Raw genomic sequence first — 13827 nt, 5'->3', positions numbered from 1 at the left:
GCGACTGACCCACCACTGCACCCATGACGACAGCACAACCGACATCGACGACCGTTCGAGAAACAACGCTCCGATACCTCAACTCCGCGATCACGATCGGCGCGCTGCTGTTCTGGGGAATCGTCCTCTTCTGGGCGAGTTCACCCGGCACGCTGAGCCGAGCGCAGTACGCCGTCGTGTTCCTCGGCAGCATTCTGGTACTGTACATCCTCAACGAGGCGGTTGGATCGATCGAAGCCGGCGACGATCTCGATCTGCTGATACTGATCGCCTGCGCCAGCGTGATGATCGTCGCCTGCGCCTACCTGTTTACGAACTTCGAAGCCGTCTACCAGCAGCGACAGGGACGGGCGCTGGAGCACGAGTACCACCTCGCCTGGCTGGTGGTCGCCGTCATCCTGTACCTGACCTGGCGGTCCTATGGGAAGATTTTCCTCGGTCTCGTCGTCGGCGCGATGGCGTACGCCCTCTACGGGTGGATGCTGCCCGGCATCTTCGGCCACGCCGGAATCGATACGCGGTACATGTTGCAGGTTCTGATCACCGATCTCGGCGGGTTCTTCGGCTCGCTGACGCAGCTTACGGCCACGCTGATCGCGCCGTTTCTCCTGTACGCTGGGCTGTTGTTCGCCTACGGCGCATTCGATCTCATCCTCCGGGTGGCGATCGCGAGCGCGAAGTACATCGAATCGGGCGTCGCCCAGACCGCCGTTCTCGCGAGCGCGATCATCGGATCGGTGAACGGGAGTTACGCCGCAAACGCCGGCATGACCGGCTCGTTCACCATTCCGACGATGATCGACAGCGGCCTCCGCCCGCGGACGGCGGCCGCGATCGAGGGGACGGCCTCGACCTCCGGGCAGGTCCTGCCGCCGGTCATGGGTGCCTCGGCGTTCGTGATGGCCTCGTTTCTCCAGATCGCCTACGTCGACGTCATCTCCGCCGGACTACTGCCCGCTGCGATCCTCGTCGCCAGCATCGTCATCGGCGTCCACTACACCTCGATCCGCGAGGTCGGGAGCCAGGACCTGCAGTTCGACGACCTCTTCGACGAGCGACTCACCCGCGGGGACAAACTCGTCGAGGGAATCCGATTCGGCGTCCCCTTCCTCGTCCTGATCGCCCTGCTCGGCGTGTTGCAGTGGACCGTCGCGACGTCCGCCCTCTGGACCATTGCCACCATGATCGGCCTCGGTATCGCGACCCCCGTGCTCCAGTCGATCTACGCGGTCGTCACCGGACGCCGGTCCGCGACCGTCGAACTCGACGACCGGCCATCGGCCCGGAGCCCGCGCCTCCGATCGGTCCGCCGATCCCGCATCGTCGACTCGCTCGTCACCGAACTCGGCAACACCGTCGCCGGCTTTCGCCGCGGCGCGATCATCCTCGCGCCGATCGCCATCATCCTGGCCGCCGTCAACGGCATCGTCGACCTGCTGATGGTGACCGGCACCCCCTCGAAGATCGCGCTGATGTTGATGGACATCTCCGGCGGCGTCCTGTTCATCGCCGCCATCCTCGGCATGCTCGTCTGTATCGTCATGGGCATCGGCATGCCGACCGTCGCGGCCTACGTGATCACCTCCACCCTCGTCGCCCCGGCGTTCGTCAACGACTTCGGCGTTCCCGAACTCGCGGCCCACTACATGGTGTTCTACGCCGCCGTCATGGCCGGCGTCACCCCGCCCGTCGCCATCGCCGTCGTCGTCGCCGCCGGCATCGCCGAATCCAACTTCTGGGAAACGTGCGCCACCGCGATGACGATCGCCGCGCCGCTTTTCGTCCTCCCCCTGTCGTTCATCTACCATCCTGAACTCGTCTCGACCGCACTCGGCGTCCAGTCGCTGATCACGGCCGGTGCCGTCCTGCTCGGCGCGGTGACGATCATCTACGGACTCAATTATCCGTTTTACTTCGACCGCCAGTACACCATCCCGATCCGCTTCGGCCTGTTCTGGCTCGGCGCGTTCATCATGGTCTACCCGACCCTGTTCGCCCAGGTCGCCGGCATCGCCGTCTTCGCACTAGTCTTCATCGCCGAAAAGTACCTCTCAGACAGCTGGACGGTACCGGTCGGATCCGAACTCAGCCGATAGTTCAACGATATATGTGATATGTTTCTATTCTGCTGACCTCACAGAATTCATAGCTATTCGCAATGGCAGATGTCCTCATCTGATCTCTGCAATACTATACGCAGCCTCAAGGAGTCTCGACCCGACTCTGATCGTTTCTCCGTTCACTCATCCTGTCGTTCATTCACGATCGGTTTCCTCACCTATTTCGCCACTATAATGCCGTACAAGGGCAAGTGACGGTGAGTCTTGAGTTCAACGGCAGTACTCAGCTTCGTTCTCTCCTCCCCAATACATCAGTACAGCAGATGGTTTGTAGAATCGGTATTAGACCGGGCTGAGTTCCTCCTGATACGCACCGTGATGATCCTCGAACACCTGCATGATCTCGCCCATCGTCGCGTAGGTCTTGACCGCATCGACGATGTACGGCATGACGTTTTCGTCCGTCGGAATCGCGTCCGAGAGGGCCGCAAGCGCCGCCTCGACCGCCTCGTCGTCGCGCTCGCGCTTGACCCGCTCGAGTCGCTCGAGTTGCCGATCCCGCGTCGTCTCGTCGATCTCGAGGATCTCCGGCGACGTATCCTCCTCGATCGTGAACTCGTTGACGCCGACGACGACCTCCTCGCCGCGCTCGACGCGCTGTTGGTACTCGTAGCTCGAGTCCTGGATCTCTCGCTGGAAGTACCCCTGCTCGATCCCGTCGAGAACGCCGTCGCGGATCGACCCGTCGCCCATCTCCCGGATTTCCTCGAGGTAGGCCATGATCTCGGCTTCCATCTCGTTCGTGAGCTTCTCGATCGCGAAACTGCCGCCCATCGGATCGACAATGTCGGCCGCGCCGGACTCGTCGGCGATGATCTGCTGGGTCCGCAGGGCGACTCGAACCGCCTTCTCGGTCGGCAGCGCGAGCGCCTCGTCGAAACTGTTCGTGTGCAACGACTGCGTGCCGCCGAAGACGCCCGCCAGCGCCTGAATCGTCACCCGAACGATGTTGTTGAGCGGCTGCTGGGCCGTCAGCGACTGGCCGGCCGTCTGCGTGTGGAACTTGAGCCGTTTCGACTCGTCGCGCTCGGCGTCGTACCACTCCTCCATGACGCGGGCGTAAATCCGCCGCGAGGCGCGGAACTTCGCCACCTCCTCGAAGATCGAGTTGTGCGAGTTGAAGAAAAACGAGAGGAGCGGCGCGAACTCGTCGACATCCAGGCTGCGGTCCAGACAGTCCTCGACGTAGGCGAAGCCGTCCGCGAGGGTGAACGCGGCCTCCTGGGCCGCCGTCGATCCCGCTTCGCGGATGTGGTAGCCGGAGATGGAAACCGGGTGGAACTTCGGCGTCTCCTCGACGGCGAACTCGATCGTGTCGGTGACGACCTCGAGCGACGGCTGGGGCGGAACGACCCACTCCTTCTGCGCGATGAACTCCTTTAACATGTCGTTTTGCAGCGTTCCTCGGATCTCCTCGCGCGGAACGCCCTGCTGGTCGGCCAGCGCGATGTACATCGCGTAGATAACCGCTGCGGAAGGGTTGATCGTAAACGAGGTCGATACCTCGCCGATATCGATGCCGTCGAAGAGGATTTCCATGTCCCGCAGCGTGTCCACCGCGACGCCCTCCTTGCCGACCTCGCCCTGACTCATCCGGTGGTCCGAGTCGATCCCCATCAGCGACGGCATGTCAAAGGCCGTCGAGAGACCCGTCTGGCCCTGATCGATCAAGTAGTGAAACCGCTCGTTCGTCTCCTCCGCCGTCCCGAAGCCGGCGAACTGGCGCATCGTCCACGTACGGCCGCGATACATCGTCGGATACGGACCGCGCGTGTACGGCGGCTCGCCGGGGAACCCCAGATCGTCCTCGTAGTCGAGTTCAGCGATGTCGTCGGGCGTATAGAGGCGGTCGACCTCGTGGTTCGAGACCGTCGCGAACCGATCCCGACGCTCGCCGTGGCGGTCGAGGGTCGGGTCGAGCGTCTCCTCGGTCCACTGCTCGCGCCGTTCGCGAATCCGGTCTATCTCTTCCTGGTCGAACATTAGTGAGGATATGTCTGGCAGGAATCTAAAGTCTTGTTGTTACTCGTTGAACGGTCGTCCGCCAGCGCCGGGGACGCCCATCTCGGACCGTTTCGACCGAGGGCGAGTCCGAGTTGAATCGGGCCGGCTCGAAATCGGTGTCGAAACCATAAAGACATGTGGTGTGATACCTACTGTCCATGGCGACCGATACGACCGCGGCGGACGGATGGGAGATTCCCGAGTCATACACAGTTACGGCGTGCGTTGCCGAGCACGCCCAGTCGTTCGGCGACCGCGTCGCCGTTCACTTCCGCGATGCGACGGGCGCGCAAAGCGAACGGACGTACGCCGACCTTCGAGACGACATGAACCGGTTTGCAAACGGGCTGGCCGAACTCGGGGTCGAGAAGGACGACCGAGTGATGCACCTGTTCCCCCGCCATCCGGACGCGTTCGCGATCCAACTCGGCGCGCTCACGACGGGCGCACTGTTGGTCCCCTGCTCGTCGATGCTGCGCGCGAACGACATCGAGTTCAGGGCGACCGACTGCGACGCGACGACGATCGTCGTCCACGAGTCGCTGACCGACATGGTCGAGCCGGTACTCTCGAAGACGCCGATCGAGCGGGTGATCGTGCTGGACGGAGACGACGCTGCGCTCGCAGATGAGCATGACGGAGAGAGCGAGAGCGACGCTCACTGGACCACCGTCCAGGCGGTCCTCGCCGACCAGCCGACCGACTACGACGGTCCCGACCTCGGTGCCGAAGACCCGATGTCGATCAACTACACGAGCGGGACGACGGGCAAGCCGAAACCCGTCCTGCACAAACACCGCTGGATGTACTGCTTCAATCGGGTCAACGCGCCCCACTGGTGGAACATCGATGACGAGACCGAACTCGCGGATGAACTCCTGTGGGCGACGACCGGAACGGGCTGGGCGAAGTGGTTCTGGAGCCCGGTCGGCGTCGGGCTGACGACCGGTGCGACCCAGCTCATCTACGACGGCGAGTTCAAGCCCGAGACGTTCCTCGAACTGCTCGAAACCGAGGGCGTCACGAAGCTCTGTGCCGTTCCGACGCAGTACCGAATGCTGGCCAATGCGGACCTCGACGCCTACGACGTCCAGGTGCGCGATGCGCTTTCGGCGGGCGAACCGCTCAATCGGGAGCCGATGGAGCGCATCGAGGACGCCTGGGGGGTGACCCCGCGCGACGGCTACGGCCAGACCGAGACGGTCGCGCTCGTGTCGAACTATCCGGGGATCGATGTCAAGCCCGGCAGCATGGGGAAGCCGACGCCGGACGTCGGCGCGACCATCATCGATGTCGACGACGAGGTGGAAGTCGAGGCGGGCGAAATCGGCGAAATCGCGGTGCCCGTCGACTCGCCGGCGATCTTCGACGGCTACTACGAGAAACCCCATCTGGACGAGCAGAAGCTCTCGGGCGAGTTCTATCGGACGGGCGACCTCGCGAGACGGGACGAAGAGGGCTACTTCTTCTTCGAGGGACGAGCCGACGACATCATCATCTCCTCGGGCTACCGGATCGGTCCCTTCGAAGTCGAGGACGCGCTCGTCAGCCACGACGCGGTCGCCGAGGCGGCCGTCGTCGGGAGTCCACACGAGGAGCGCGGGAGCGTCGTCAAAGCCTACGTGATCCTCGCCGACGGCTATGAGGGGACCGTGGAGCTCACGGACGAACTGCAGGCGTTCATGAAAGCGGAGACGGCACCCTACAAGTACCCCCGCCGGATCGAGTTCACCGACGAGTTGCCGAAAACCTCGAGTGGGAAGATTCGGCGGATCGAACTCCGCGAGCAGGAACAGGCACAGCACGGCTAACTTCCCTCGCGTTCGCGCGGTCGATTCGCTCAGCCGGCGAGTCGGCACACTTATACTGCTCGTGGCAGCAGAGACTGCGTATGCACCGGACCCCGGAGACGGTAGACCGCGTCGGCGTCGTCGGCGCGGGGACGATGGGCAACGGCATCGCACAGGTCGCCGCGACGAACGGCTACGAGGTCGTCATGCGCGACATCGAACGGGAGTTCGTCGACAGCGGCTTCGACTCGATCGACGAGAGCCTCGGCCGCCTCGACGACCGGGACGCCCTCCCGGACGACCCCCACGTGATCCGCGACCGAATCGAGGGCACGACCGACCTCGACGACCTCGCTGACTGCGACCTCGTCGTCGAGGCGGCGCTCGAAGAACTCGACGTGAAACGCGAGATCTTCGCCGAACTCGACGACATCGTCGGTGCCGAGACGCTGCTGGCGACGAACACGAGCACGATCTCGATCACCTCGATCGCGAGCGCGACCGACCGGCCGGCGCGAGTCGTCGGCCTGCACTTCATGAACCCCGTTCCGATTATGGACGGCGTCGAGGTCGTCGTCGGCGAGAAGACGAGCGACGAGGCCCTCAGCCTGGCCCACGAGTTCGCCGAGGACCTGGGGAAGACGACGTGGGAATCGGACGACAAGCCCGGCTTCGTCACGAACCGCATTCTGATGCCCTGGATCAACGAAGGTATCCGGGCCTACGACGAGGGCGTAGCCACGAAGGAGGACATCGACGCGGGGATGGAACTCGGAACGAACGTTCCGATGGGTCCGCTCACCCTGGCCGACCACATCGGCCTGGACATCTGCCTGCACGCCTCGGAGACGCTGCACGATGAACTCGGTGATCGGTACCAGCCGGCCTACCTCTTGAAGCGCAAGGTCGAGGCGGGCGAGCTGGGCAAGAAAGCGGGACGGGGCTTCTACGAGTACGACTGAGAGAGCCGCTGCGACTGTAAAAGCGGCGCAACTCAGCGCGACTTCAGCTCGCGCGCGATGATCTTCTTCTGAATTTCGCTGGTGCCCTCGTAGATCGTCGTGATCTTCGCGTCGCGGTAGTAGCGTTCGACATCGAAGTCCTTGGTGTAGCCGTAGCCGCCGTGGACCTGGACGGCCTCGTTGGCCACGTCGACGGCCGCCTCGCTGGCGAAGTACTTGGCCATGGCCGCGGCCGTCGGATCGACGCCGTCCTCGTTCTTGCGCGCGGCGTCTCGCGTGAGCAGGCGAGCCGCCTGCACATCGGTTTGCATATCCGCGAGCTTGTGGCCGATCGCCTGGTGCTCGATGATCGGCTGGCCGAACTGCTCGCGTTCGTTCGCGTACGCGGTCGCGGCGTCGAGCGCCGCCTGCGCCACGCCGACCGCCTGGCTCGCGATCGCAATTCGGCCGCCGGTCAGGATCGAAAAGGCGGCCTTGAGTCCCGATCCGACCTCGGTCAGCCGATTCTCGGCCGGAATCCGCACGTCGTCGAAGATGAGCGTCGTCGTGTCGCTCGCTCGCAGGCCCAGTTTGTCCTCCTTCTTGCCGACCTCGAGTCCCGCCGTGTCCTTCGGGATCAGGAACTGGGTGACCGTCTCGGGATCGTCCCGGTCCGTCTTCGCGAACAGCACGACCACGCCCGCCCGCTCCCCGTTCGTGATCCACTGTTTCTTGCCGTTGATGACGTACTCGTCGCCCTCGCGGACGGCCTCCGTCGTCATCTCCGCCGGGTTCGAGCCGGCGTCGGGTTCCGACAGGGCGAACGCGCCGACGGGCCGACCCGAGACCATCTCGGGGAGCCACTCCTCCCGGTGACTCTCGGACCCGAACTCGCGGATGCACGACGTTGCGAGACAGTGGACCGACAGCGCCGTCGCCACCGCGAGGTGGCCGTAGGCGAGTTCTTCGTTGACGATGCTGTAGGTCACTTCGTCGACGTCCATGCCGCCGAACTCCTCGGGGACCGTCAGTCCCGTCAGGTCGAGTTCGGCCAGCCCGTCCCACACGTCTTCGGGGAACGTCTGGGTCTCGTCGGCTTCGCGGACGTCGGTCCCGACCTCGTTTTCGACGAACTCTCGAACGGTATCCCGAACGAGTTCCTGTTCGCTCGTCAGTTCCATGGCCGAATATTCGTGAGCGGGATACTAAAGTGTCCGATTTTCAGGAAACGAACCATCGGACCGACCGCTATGCATTGTTTCCGGGAGAGTCGGAAACAGATCCGGCTCGGATCACCGCCGCTCAACACTCACGGTAGCAGCTGGGTGCCGCGCTCGACGGACGATAACAGTTAACCACCACCGTCACGAATCGCTGACTGACATGACTGACTACGAAAACCTTGCCGTCAATCACGACGACGGCGTGGCGACGGTGACGCTCGACAGCGCGGCCGGGCGGAACTCGCTCACCCTCGAGATGGCCGACGAACTGATCTCGGTCGCGACGACCCTCGGCGAGGACCGGGAGACGCGCTGTATCGTGCTGACCCACGCCGGCCAGTTCTTCGGTTCCGGTGCCGATCTCACCCAACTCGAGGGCGACGAGACCGACGCCGCGCGCCTCCGCGAACTCGCCGGCCGCGCCCACGAGGCGATCGTCCAGTGCCACCAGTCCGAAACGCCCGTCGTCGGTGCCATCAACGGTATCGCCGCCGGAATCGGCTTCAGCCTCGCGCTGATGCCCGACCTGCTCATCCTCGGCGAAGACACAACCCTGCGCTTTGCCTACCCCGGTATCGGGCTGACCGGCGACGGCGGCTCGACCTTCTTCCTCCCGCGACTCGTCGGCCTCCGAAACGCGAAGGAAATCGTCCTTCGAGACCGGCCGATTGGCCCCGAGGAAGCCGTCGACCTCGGACTCGCAACCGAGGTCATCCCCACCGACGAGTTCGACGCACACGTTACTGAACTCGCGAACGAGTTGGCAGCAGGGCCGACCCGGGCGCTTGGAACCGCGAGCCGACTCCTGACCGAGAGCTACGGTCGCGAACTCGAGGCCCAGCTCGCGGCCGAAACCGACGCGATCGCCGCGGCGGCCCGAACGGAGGACTACCAGCGCGGACTTGACGCCTTCTTCGGCGATGACGACCCCGAGTTCGTCGGCCGGTGAGCGTTCAGACGTAGTCCAAATTCACCTGCGTCACGTTCGCCGCGCGCTTGACGACTTCGGCGATTTCCTCACGGCGCGTCTCGCCGAGGCGACTCTCGGGACCGCAGACGCAGATCGCCCCCTGGATCTGCTCGCGTTTGTCGAGCACCGGTGCCGCAATGCAGACCATTCCGGCGATGCGCTCGCCTTCGTCGACCGCGTAGCCAGTCTGTCGGACCGTTTCGAGTTGCTCGAGTAGTACGTCAGGGTCGGTAACCGTCCGGGATGTTACTTCGACGAGCCCCTGATCGACGAGTTCAGCGACGCGCCCGTCGTCCATGTGAGCCAGCATCGCCTTGCCGGGTGCCGTCGCGTGAAGGGGCATCCGCGCGCCGGGGTAGGCGAACAGGTTGATCGCATCCGGCCCCTCCTGGACGGCGAGGATCACCGCCTGATCGTGCTCCTCGATCAGCAGCGTCACGTGTTCACCGGTCTCGTCGGCGACGGTCGCGAGTTCGTCGCGGACGGCCTTGACGACCTCCAGCCGGTGGCGCTGGCGGTGGCCGACCTCGAGAAACCGCGTCGAGGTCCGATATTCCTTGTTCTCGGCGGTCACGTACCCCGTTTCGACGAGCGCCTGCAGGTAGTCGTGGACGGTACTCACCGGCATCTCGAGTCGCGCCGCGAGTTCGGAGGCCCGACCGCCGCCGTTTTCCGAGAGTTCGTCGACGATCCTGAAGGCCCGTTCGACGGACCGGTTGGGGGTGTTTGTCATGACGACGACTACGACGGACGATCCACAGAAGTGTTTCGGTTGTGCCGGATAGTGTTTCGGCAGCTCCGGCGTCAATGATGTGCCTGTTTTCAGGGTAATCGACTACTAGTGAGTCGAGTTGGTAGCCTCTCTCCAATACCGGACGTGGGATTCATAAGGAAATATCCTTCCGAGAGAGTCGGATTCGAACTCAAGTGGGAATGACTTCTTCTCCGAAGCAGACCGGCTGTCAACTGTGTACTGCCATGTATTCGGTTATCCGACTGTGCCGAAATTGATTCCGTCTCTCAGTGTTACCGCTCGTACACGCACGGGTCTGTTGACCCAGTAGCCGAAGTCATCTGCGTTATTTACAATTGTACTCATGTATTCATCAGTGGTGAGTGTCACTCGTTCCCATGTATCGTTTAGCGGGAGCGATCCCCATGAACGACCGGATAGCGTATTGAACGAAATAGGATGAAGTGCATGATGATATATAGAATCGCCCAAAACGGCATATCGGAACTTCTCCCGTCCTGGATGGCTCTCGAAAAGTCCGCGACGAGTAGCGAGTCGGACACTGGCAGAACTCTCACCGCTCAAATCGGGTTCGAAATGGTCGCAGATGAGACTGTTGACACCCGCCGACGCTGAGTCTCAGTTCGCCGACGAAACAGGCTCGACCGCAGCAACGGCCTCCCCGAGCAGGTCGATTGCAATATCCAGTTCGCGATCGCGAACGTCGAGCGGCGGGAGCAAGCGAAGCGTCTTCGTCCCGCAACCGAGCGTGAGCAAGCCCCGCTGCAGCGCCGCGTCCACGACGTCGTCTCGGCAGTCCGCCGTATCGAACTCGACCGCCGTCATGAGTCCGAGGCCGCGCACGTCGACGACGGCCTCGTGTGCCGCCTCGAGATCGGCGAGTCGATCGAGTAGCGCCTCGCCCTGCTGTTCGGCGTGGGCGAGTAAGTCGTGTTCCTTGATCGCGGCGAGCGTGAGCGTCCCCTGCATCGAGGCGATGATATCGCCGGCACCCCACGTCGAAGAGAGTCGCGACTCCTCGTCCGGGAAGAGTTCAGATCGGGAGACCGTCGCGCCGACGCGCAACGCCTTCGCGGCCGTGATCACGTCCGGTTCGAACTCGTAGTGATCCGACGCCCACAGTTTGCCGGTGCGACCGACGCCGGACTGGATCTCGTCGGCGATGATCGGAATATCGTGTTCGGTACAGAGGTCGTCGACCGCGCGCATGAACTCGCCGTCGGGGACGCGGTAGCCGCCCTCGCCCTGGATCGGTTCGAGGATCAGGAAGGCGACCTGCTCGGGCGGAATGTGGCCGTGGTCGGGATCGAGTTTCTCTCGGAGGCGTTCGACACCCTCGAGACTGTGGGGCACGTCGTGGATGCCGCTGAGTTCGGGGAAGTCCCGCCGGTGGACCGACTTCGAGCGGTTCAGCGAGAGCGCGCCGAGGGTTCGGCCGTGGAACGCGCCCTCGAACGTCAGCCCGTACTTCGGCTGCTCGCAGTGGTCATAACACGCCTTGATCGCGTTCTCGACCGCCTCCGCGCCGGAGTTCGAAAGGAAGACGGTATCCATGTCGTAGTGAGCCGTGATCTCGGTCAGTTTGTTCATCAGGTGAGCGGGTCCCGGCAGCTCGGCCTCCTCGGGCGTCCCACCGGTGCTCACGTAGAAGTCCTGCCCAGCAATTTTCAGGGGGTCGACGAGATCGAACTCGCGGAGTTTGTCCGTGATCAGCGGGTTGTTGTACCCGAGCGGGGCGGCGGCAACGTGACTCGTGAAATCGAGAAGGACGTTGCCGTCCGGGTCCGTACAGAAGGGGCCCTCGGCGTCGGCGGTACTATCCCAGACGAAGTCGTAGACGTACGTACTCGTCGCAGCGGCTTGCTGGTGGTACTCGACCCACTCGGAGGCAACCGGTCCCGGCAACTGCGTTACATTCGGCACTGCTGTCTCACGTTGCATACCTTGGTTCTACTCACCAGGGTGCTTAAAACACGTGGATTCTGGACCCGAAACACGCACAACCGACGCGAGAAGACGACAGAAAAGCCAAGGAAAGCAGAGAAACGGAGGAGAGACTACAAAATCCGCTTCCCGAACGCGCTCGCAGCGAGTTCAGCCGCGACTTCGGCAGTCCGGTTGTCCCGATCGAGGATCGGATTCACTTCGACGACATCGATCGACCGCAGCAACTCCGCCTCCCGATCGCGCTCGGCGACGAGTTCGAGCGCCGCGTGGGCTTCGCGGTAGTTCACGCCGCCACGGACCGGCGTGCCGACACCCGGAACGACCGTCGGGTCGAGCCAGTCGAGGTCCAGGCTGACGTGAATCCCGTCGACGCCGTCGGTCGCGATTTCGAGTGCATCCTCGACGACGGCGGTAATGCCGCGTTCGTCGATTTCGCGCATGGTAAAGACGGTCGCCTCGCTCTCACGCAGCGCCGCTCGCTCCTCGTCGTCCAGGCTTCGAATCCCGACGAGAACGGTGTTTTCCTCGCTCACAGCCGGGGTTTCGGCCCACTCGACATCGGCGAACTCGCCGCGACCGTGAGCCGCAGCGAGCGGCATCCCGTGGACGTTCCCGCTCGGGGAGGTTTCGGGCGTGTTGTAGTCGCCGTGGGCGTCGAACCAGATGACCCCGATGCCGTCCTCGGCGTTCCGTGCCGCTCCGAACATCGATCCCATCGCGACCGCGTGGTCCCCGCCCAGAACGAGCGGCACCGCACCGTCGTCGATCGTCCCGGCGACCTCGGTCGCGAGCGTTTCAGTTACGCGCCCGATCTCGTCCAGGTACTTCGCGTTCCCCGTCGATTCCCGGCTGGCCGCTGAACTCGTCTCGAGTCGAGGGACGTCCAGATCGCCGGCGTCGGTACAGTCAACGCCGGCAGCAGCGAGTTCAGCCTCGATATCCGCGTATCGAATCGCCGAGGGACCCATATCGACCCCGCGCCGGTTCGCACCGAGATCGAGGGGCGCACCGAGCACACGGACCGATCGGGAAGTCGTCCGGTCGTGGTCACCCGTCATCGGTCTAGCCCTGCGCTGACCTCATCTCTGTTCGTGACGTTACCGGACCGAAAGACGCTCGCCTGCTCGATCGCAACCATATCCATCGTATGAACGACTCCGGGGCACAATCATATATCTTTTTTCTCTCTACAGGTTCGCTCTCGCCGGAAACCAAATGAGGTATCGATATCCGTGCCACGCCGAACCGTCGCTTACCGGTCAAACTGTGCCGTTTCGAGGGCGACCTCGATCAGATTCGCGGTTTCGATGACCTGCTTTGGCACCGCCGAATGGAACCGTTCTCCCTGGAGCCGGCTCGTTGGTCCCGTTACGCTCACCGAGCCGACGACGGTCTCGGTCGGGCCGAGCACCGGCGCGCCGACCGCTCGCATCCCCCGAATTTCCTCCTCGTCGTTGAGCGCGTATCCGCGGTCCCGGATATCCGCAAGCGTCTCCCGTAGCTCGGCTGCGTCCGTAATCGTATTCGCCGTCTGGCGTTCGAACTCCAGATCCGCGATGATTTCGTCCCGCCGCGTCGCCGGGAGGTGAGCGAGAATCGCCTTCCCAGCCGCAGTATCGTGTAAATGCTGGGGCGTCTCTCGCATCCGCAGATGATAGTCCATCGCGACGGCGAACTCGCCACGACTCTCATAAAGGACGACCTCGCGGCCGCGTTCCTCGGCGATGAGATGGGTGTACTCCCCGGTTCGTTCCGCGAGTTCGTCGACCTCGTTGTGGCCGGCCATGTAGAGGTCGGTTTCGTTCCGGACGTGTTCACCGATCGTGACGAACTGAAATCCGAGTCGATACTGGTCGCCGTCCCTAGTAACGAAGCCACAGTCAACGAGCGTCTGGAGGTACGTGTGAACGGTCGCTTTCGTCAGTTCGAGATCTGCTGTGATTTCGGCCAGCGTACCGCCCTGTTGCTGTTTAATGACATTGATAATGTCGGTCGCTGTCTGCACCGATTTGATCCGGCGTGGCCCGTCGTTCCCGGTCGAACCGGCTGTCATACCCGCGTTTACGCAATGGGATGTT

General features: G+C 63.4%; 10 protein-coding genes. 4 read left to right on the top strand and 6 right to left on the bottom strand.

Going from position 1 to position 13827, the window contains the following annotated elements; genetic code table 11:
- Window positions 1-23 precede the first annotated feature (23 nt).
- On the top strand, window positions 24-2096 hold the full coding sequence (locus SM755_RS08085; RefSeq protein ID WP_323172218.1) for a TRAP transporter fused permease subunit: 2073 nt from the start codon (window positions 24-26) through the stop codon (window positions 2094-2096).
- Window positions 2097-2402: 306 nt separating this feature from the next.
- On the opposite strand, the gene SM755_RS08080 is transcribed toward SM755_RS08085, so the two are convergent.
- Window positions 2403-4103: a methylmalonyl-CoA mutase family protein gene (locus SM755_RS08080; RefSeq protein ID WP_323172217.1), complete on the bottom strand. Its 1701-nt coding sequence runs from the start codon at window positions 4101-4103 to the stop codon at window positions 2403-2405.
- Between the two features lie 179 nt (window positions 4104-4282).
- Between SM755_RS08080 and SM755_RS08075 the strand changes: the two genes are divergently transcribed.
- The gene (locus SM755_RS08075) at window positions 4283-5935 is read left to right on the top strand and encodes an AMP-binding protein (RefSeq protein ID WP_323172216.1); all 1653 of its coding nucleotides are present in this window, start codon (window positions 4283-4285) and stop codon (window positions 5933-5935) included.
- Between the two features lie 80 nt (window positions 5936-6015).
- The gene (locus SM755_RS08070; RefSeq protein ID WP_323172215.1) at window positions 6016-6876 is read left to right on the top strand and encodes a 3-hydroxyacyl-CoA dehydrogenase NAD-binding domain-containing protein; all 861 of its coding nucleotides are present in this window, start codon (window positions 6016-6018) and stop codon (window positions 6874-6876) included.
- Window positions 6877-6908: 32 nt separating this feature from the next.
- Here SM755_RS08070 and SM755_RS08065 read toward each other — a convergent pair whose 3' ends face one another.
- Window positions 6909-8036, bottom strand: coding sequence for an acyl-CoA dehydrogenase family protein (locus SM755_RS08065; RefSeq protein ID WP_323172214.1), 1128 nt, complete (start codon window positions 8034-8036; stop codon window positions 6909-6911).
- 202 nt (window positions 8037-8238) lie between these two features.
- Here SM755_RS08065 and SM755_RS08060 point away from each other — a divergent pair, with 202 nt between their 5' ends.
- The gene (locus tag SM755_RS08060) at window positions 8239-9027 is read left to right on the top strand and encodes an enoyl-CoA hydratase/isomerase family protein (protein ID WP_323172213.1); all 789 of its coding nucleotides are present in this window, start codon (window positions 8239-8241) and stop codon (window positions 9025-9027) included.
- Between the two features lie 4 nt (window positions 9028-9031).
- Here the strand turns inward: SM755_RS08060 and SM755_RS08055 are convergent, their stop codons facing one another.
- From SM755_RS08055 to SM755_RS08040, 4 genes are all read right to left on the bottom strand, one after another.
- Window positions 9032-9781, bottom strand: a complete 750-nt coding sequence (locus SM755_RS08055) for an IclR family transcriptional regulator (RefSeq protein WP_323172212.1) — start codon at window positions 9779-9781, stop codon at window positions 9032-9034.
- Between the two features lie 639 nt (window positions 9782-10420).
- Window positions 10421-11743 (bottom strand): aminotransferase class III-fold pyridoxal phosphate-dependent enzyme, encoded by a 1323-nt coding sequence (locus tag SM755_RS08050; RefSeq protein WP_323172211.1) that lies wholly within the window; start codon window positions 11741-11743, stop codon window positions 10421-10423.
- 116 nt (window positions 11744-11859) lie between these two features.
- Window positions 11860-12807, bottom strand: a complete 948-nt coding sequence (rocF, locus tag SM755_RS08045) for an arginase (RefSeq protein ID WP_323172210.1) — start codon at window positions 12805-12807, stop codon at window positions 11860-11862.
- A gap of 194 nt (window positions 12808-13001) precedes the next feature.
- Complete coding sequence (locus SM755_RS08040; protein WP_323172209.1) at window positions 13002-13802, bottom strand: IclR family transcriptional regulator; 801 nt, start codon at window positions 13800-13802, stop codon at window positions 13002-13004.
- Window positions 13803-13827: the final 25 nt, after the last annotated feature.

This window comes from Natrialba sp. PRR66 (genome assembly GCF_034808065.1).
In the GTDB taxonomy this organism is placed as follows: Archaea; Halobacteriota; Halobacteria; order Halobacteriales; family Natrialbaceae; genus Natrialba; species Natrialba aegyptia.
This window is presented reverse-complemented; position numbering and strand designations above follow the sequence as displayed.

Excerpts from the sequence above, each read along its gene's own strand:
- SM755_RS08040 (WP_323172209.1), bottom strand. The coding sequence starts at position 13,802 with ATGACAGCCGGTTCGACCGGGAACGACGGGCCACGCCGGATCAAATCG.
- SM755_RS08085 (WP_323172218.1), top strand. The coding sequence starts at position 24 with ATGACGACAGCACAACCGACATCGACGACCGTTCGAGAAACAACGCTC.
- SM755_RS08055 (WP_323172212.1), bottom strand. The coding sequence starts at position 9,781 with ATGACAAACACCCCCAACCGGTCCGTCGAACGGGCCTTCAGGATCGTC.
- SM755_RS08075 (WP_323172216.1), top strand. The coding sequence starts at position 4,283 with ATGGCGACCGATACGACCGCGGCGGACGGATGGGAGATTCCCGAGTCA.
- SM755_RS08065 (WP_323172214.1), bottom strand. The coding sequence starts at position 8,036 with ATGGAACTGACGAGCGAACAGGAACTCGTTCGGGATACCGTTCGAGAG.
- rocF (WP_323172210.1), bottom strand. The coding sequence starts at position 12,807 with ATGACGGGTGACCACGACCGGACGACTTCCCGATCGGTCCGTGTGCTC.
- SM755_RS08070 (WP_323172215.1), top strand. The coding sequence starts at position 6,016 with ATGCACCGGACCCCGGAGACGGTAGACCGCGTCGGCGTCGTCGGCGCG.
- SM755_RS08080 (WP_323172217.1), bottom strand. The coding sequence starts at position 4,103 with ATGTTCGACCAGGAAGAGATAGACCGGATTCGCGAACGGCGCGAGCAG.
- SM755_RS08050 (WP_323172211.1), bottom strand. The coding sequence starts at position 11,743 with ATGCAACGTGAGACAGCAGTGCCGAATGTAACGCAGTTGCCGGGACCG.
- SM755_RS08060 (WP_323172213.1), top strand. The coding sequence starts at position 8,239 with ATGACTGACTACGAAAACCTTGCCGTCAATCACGACGACGGCGTGGCG.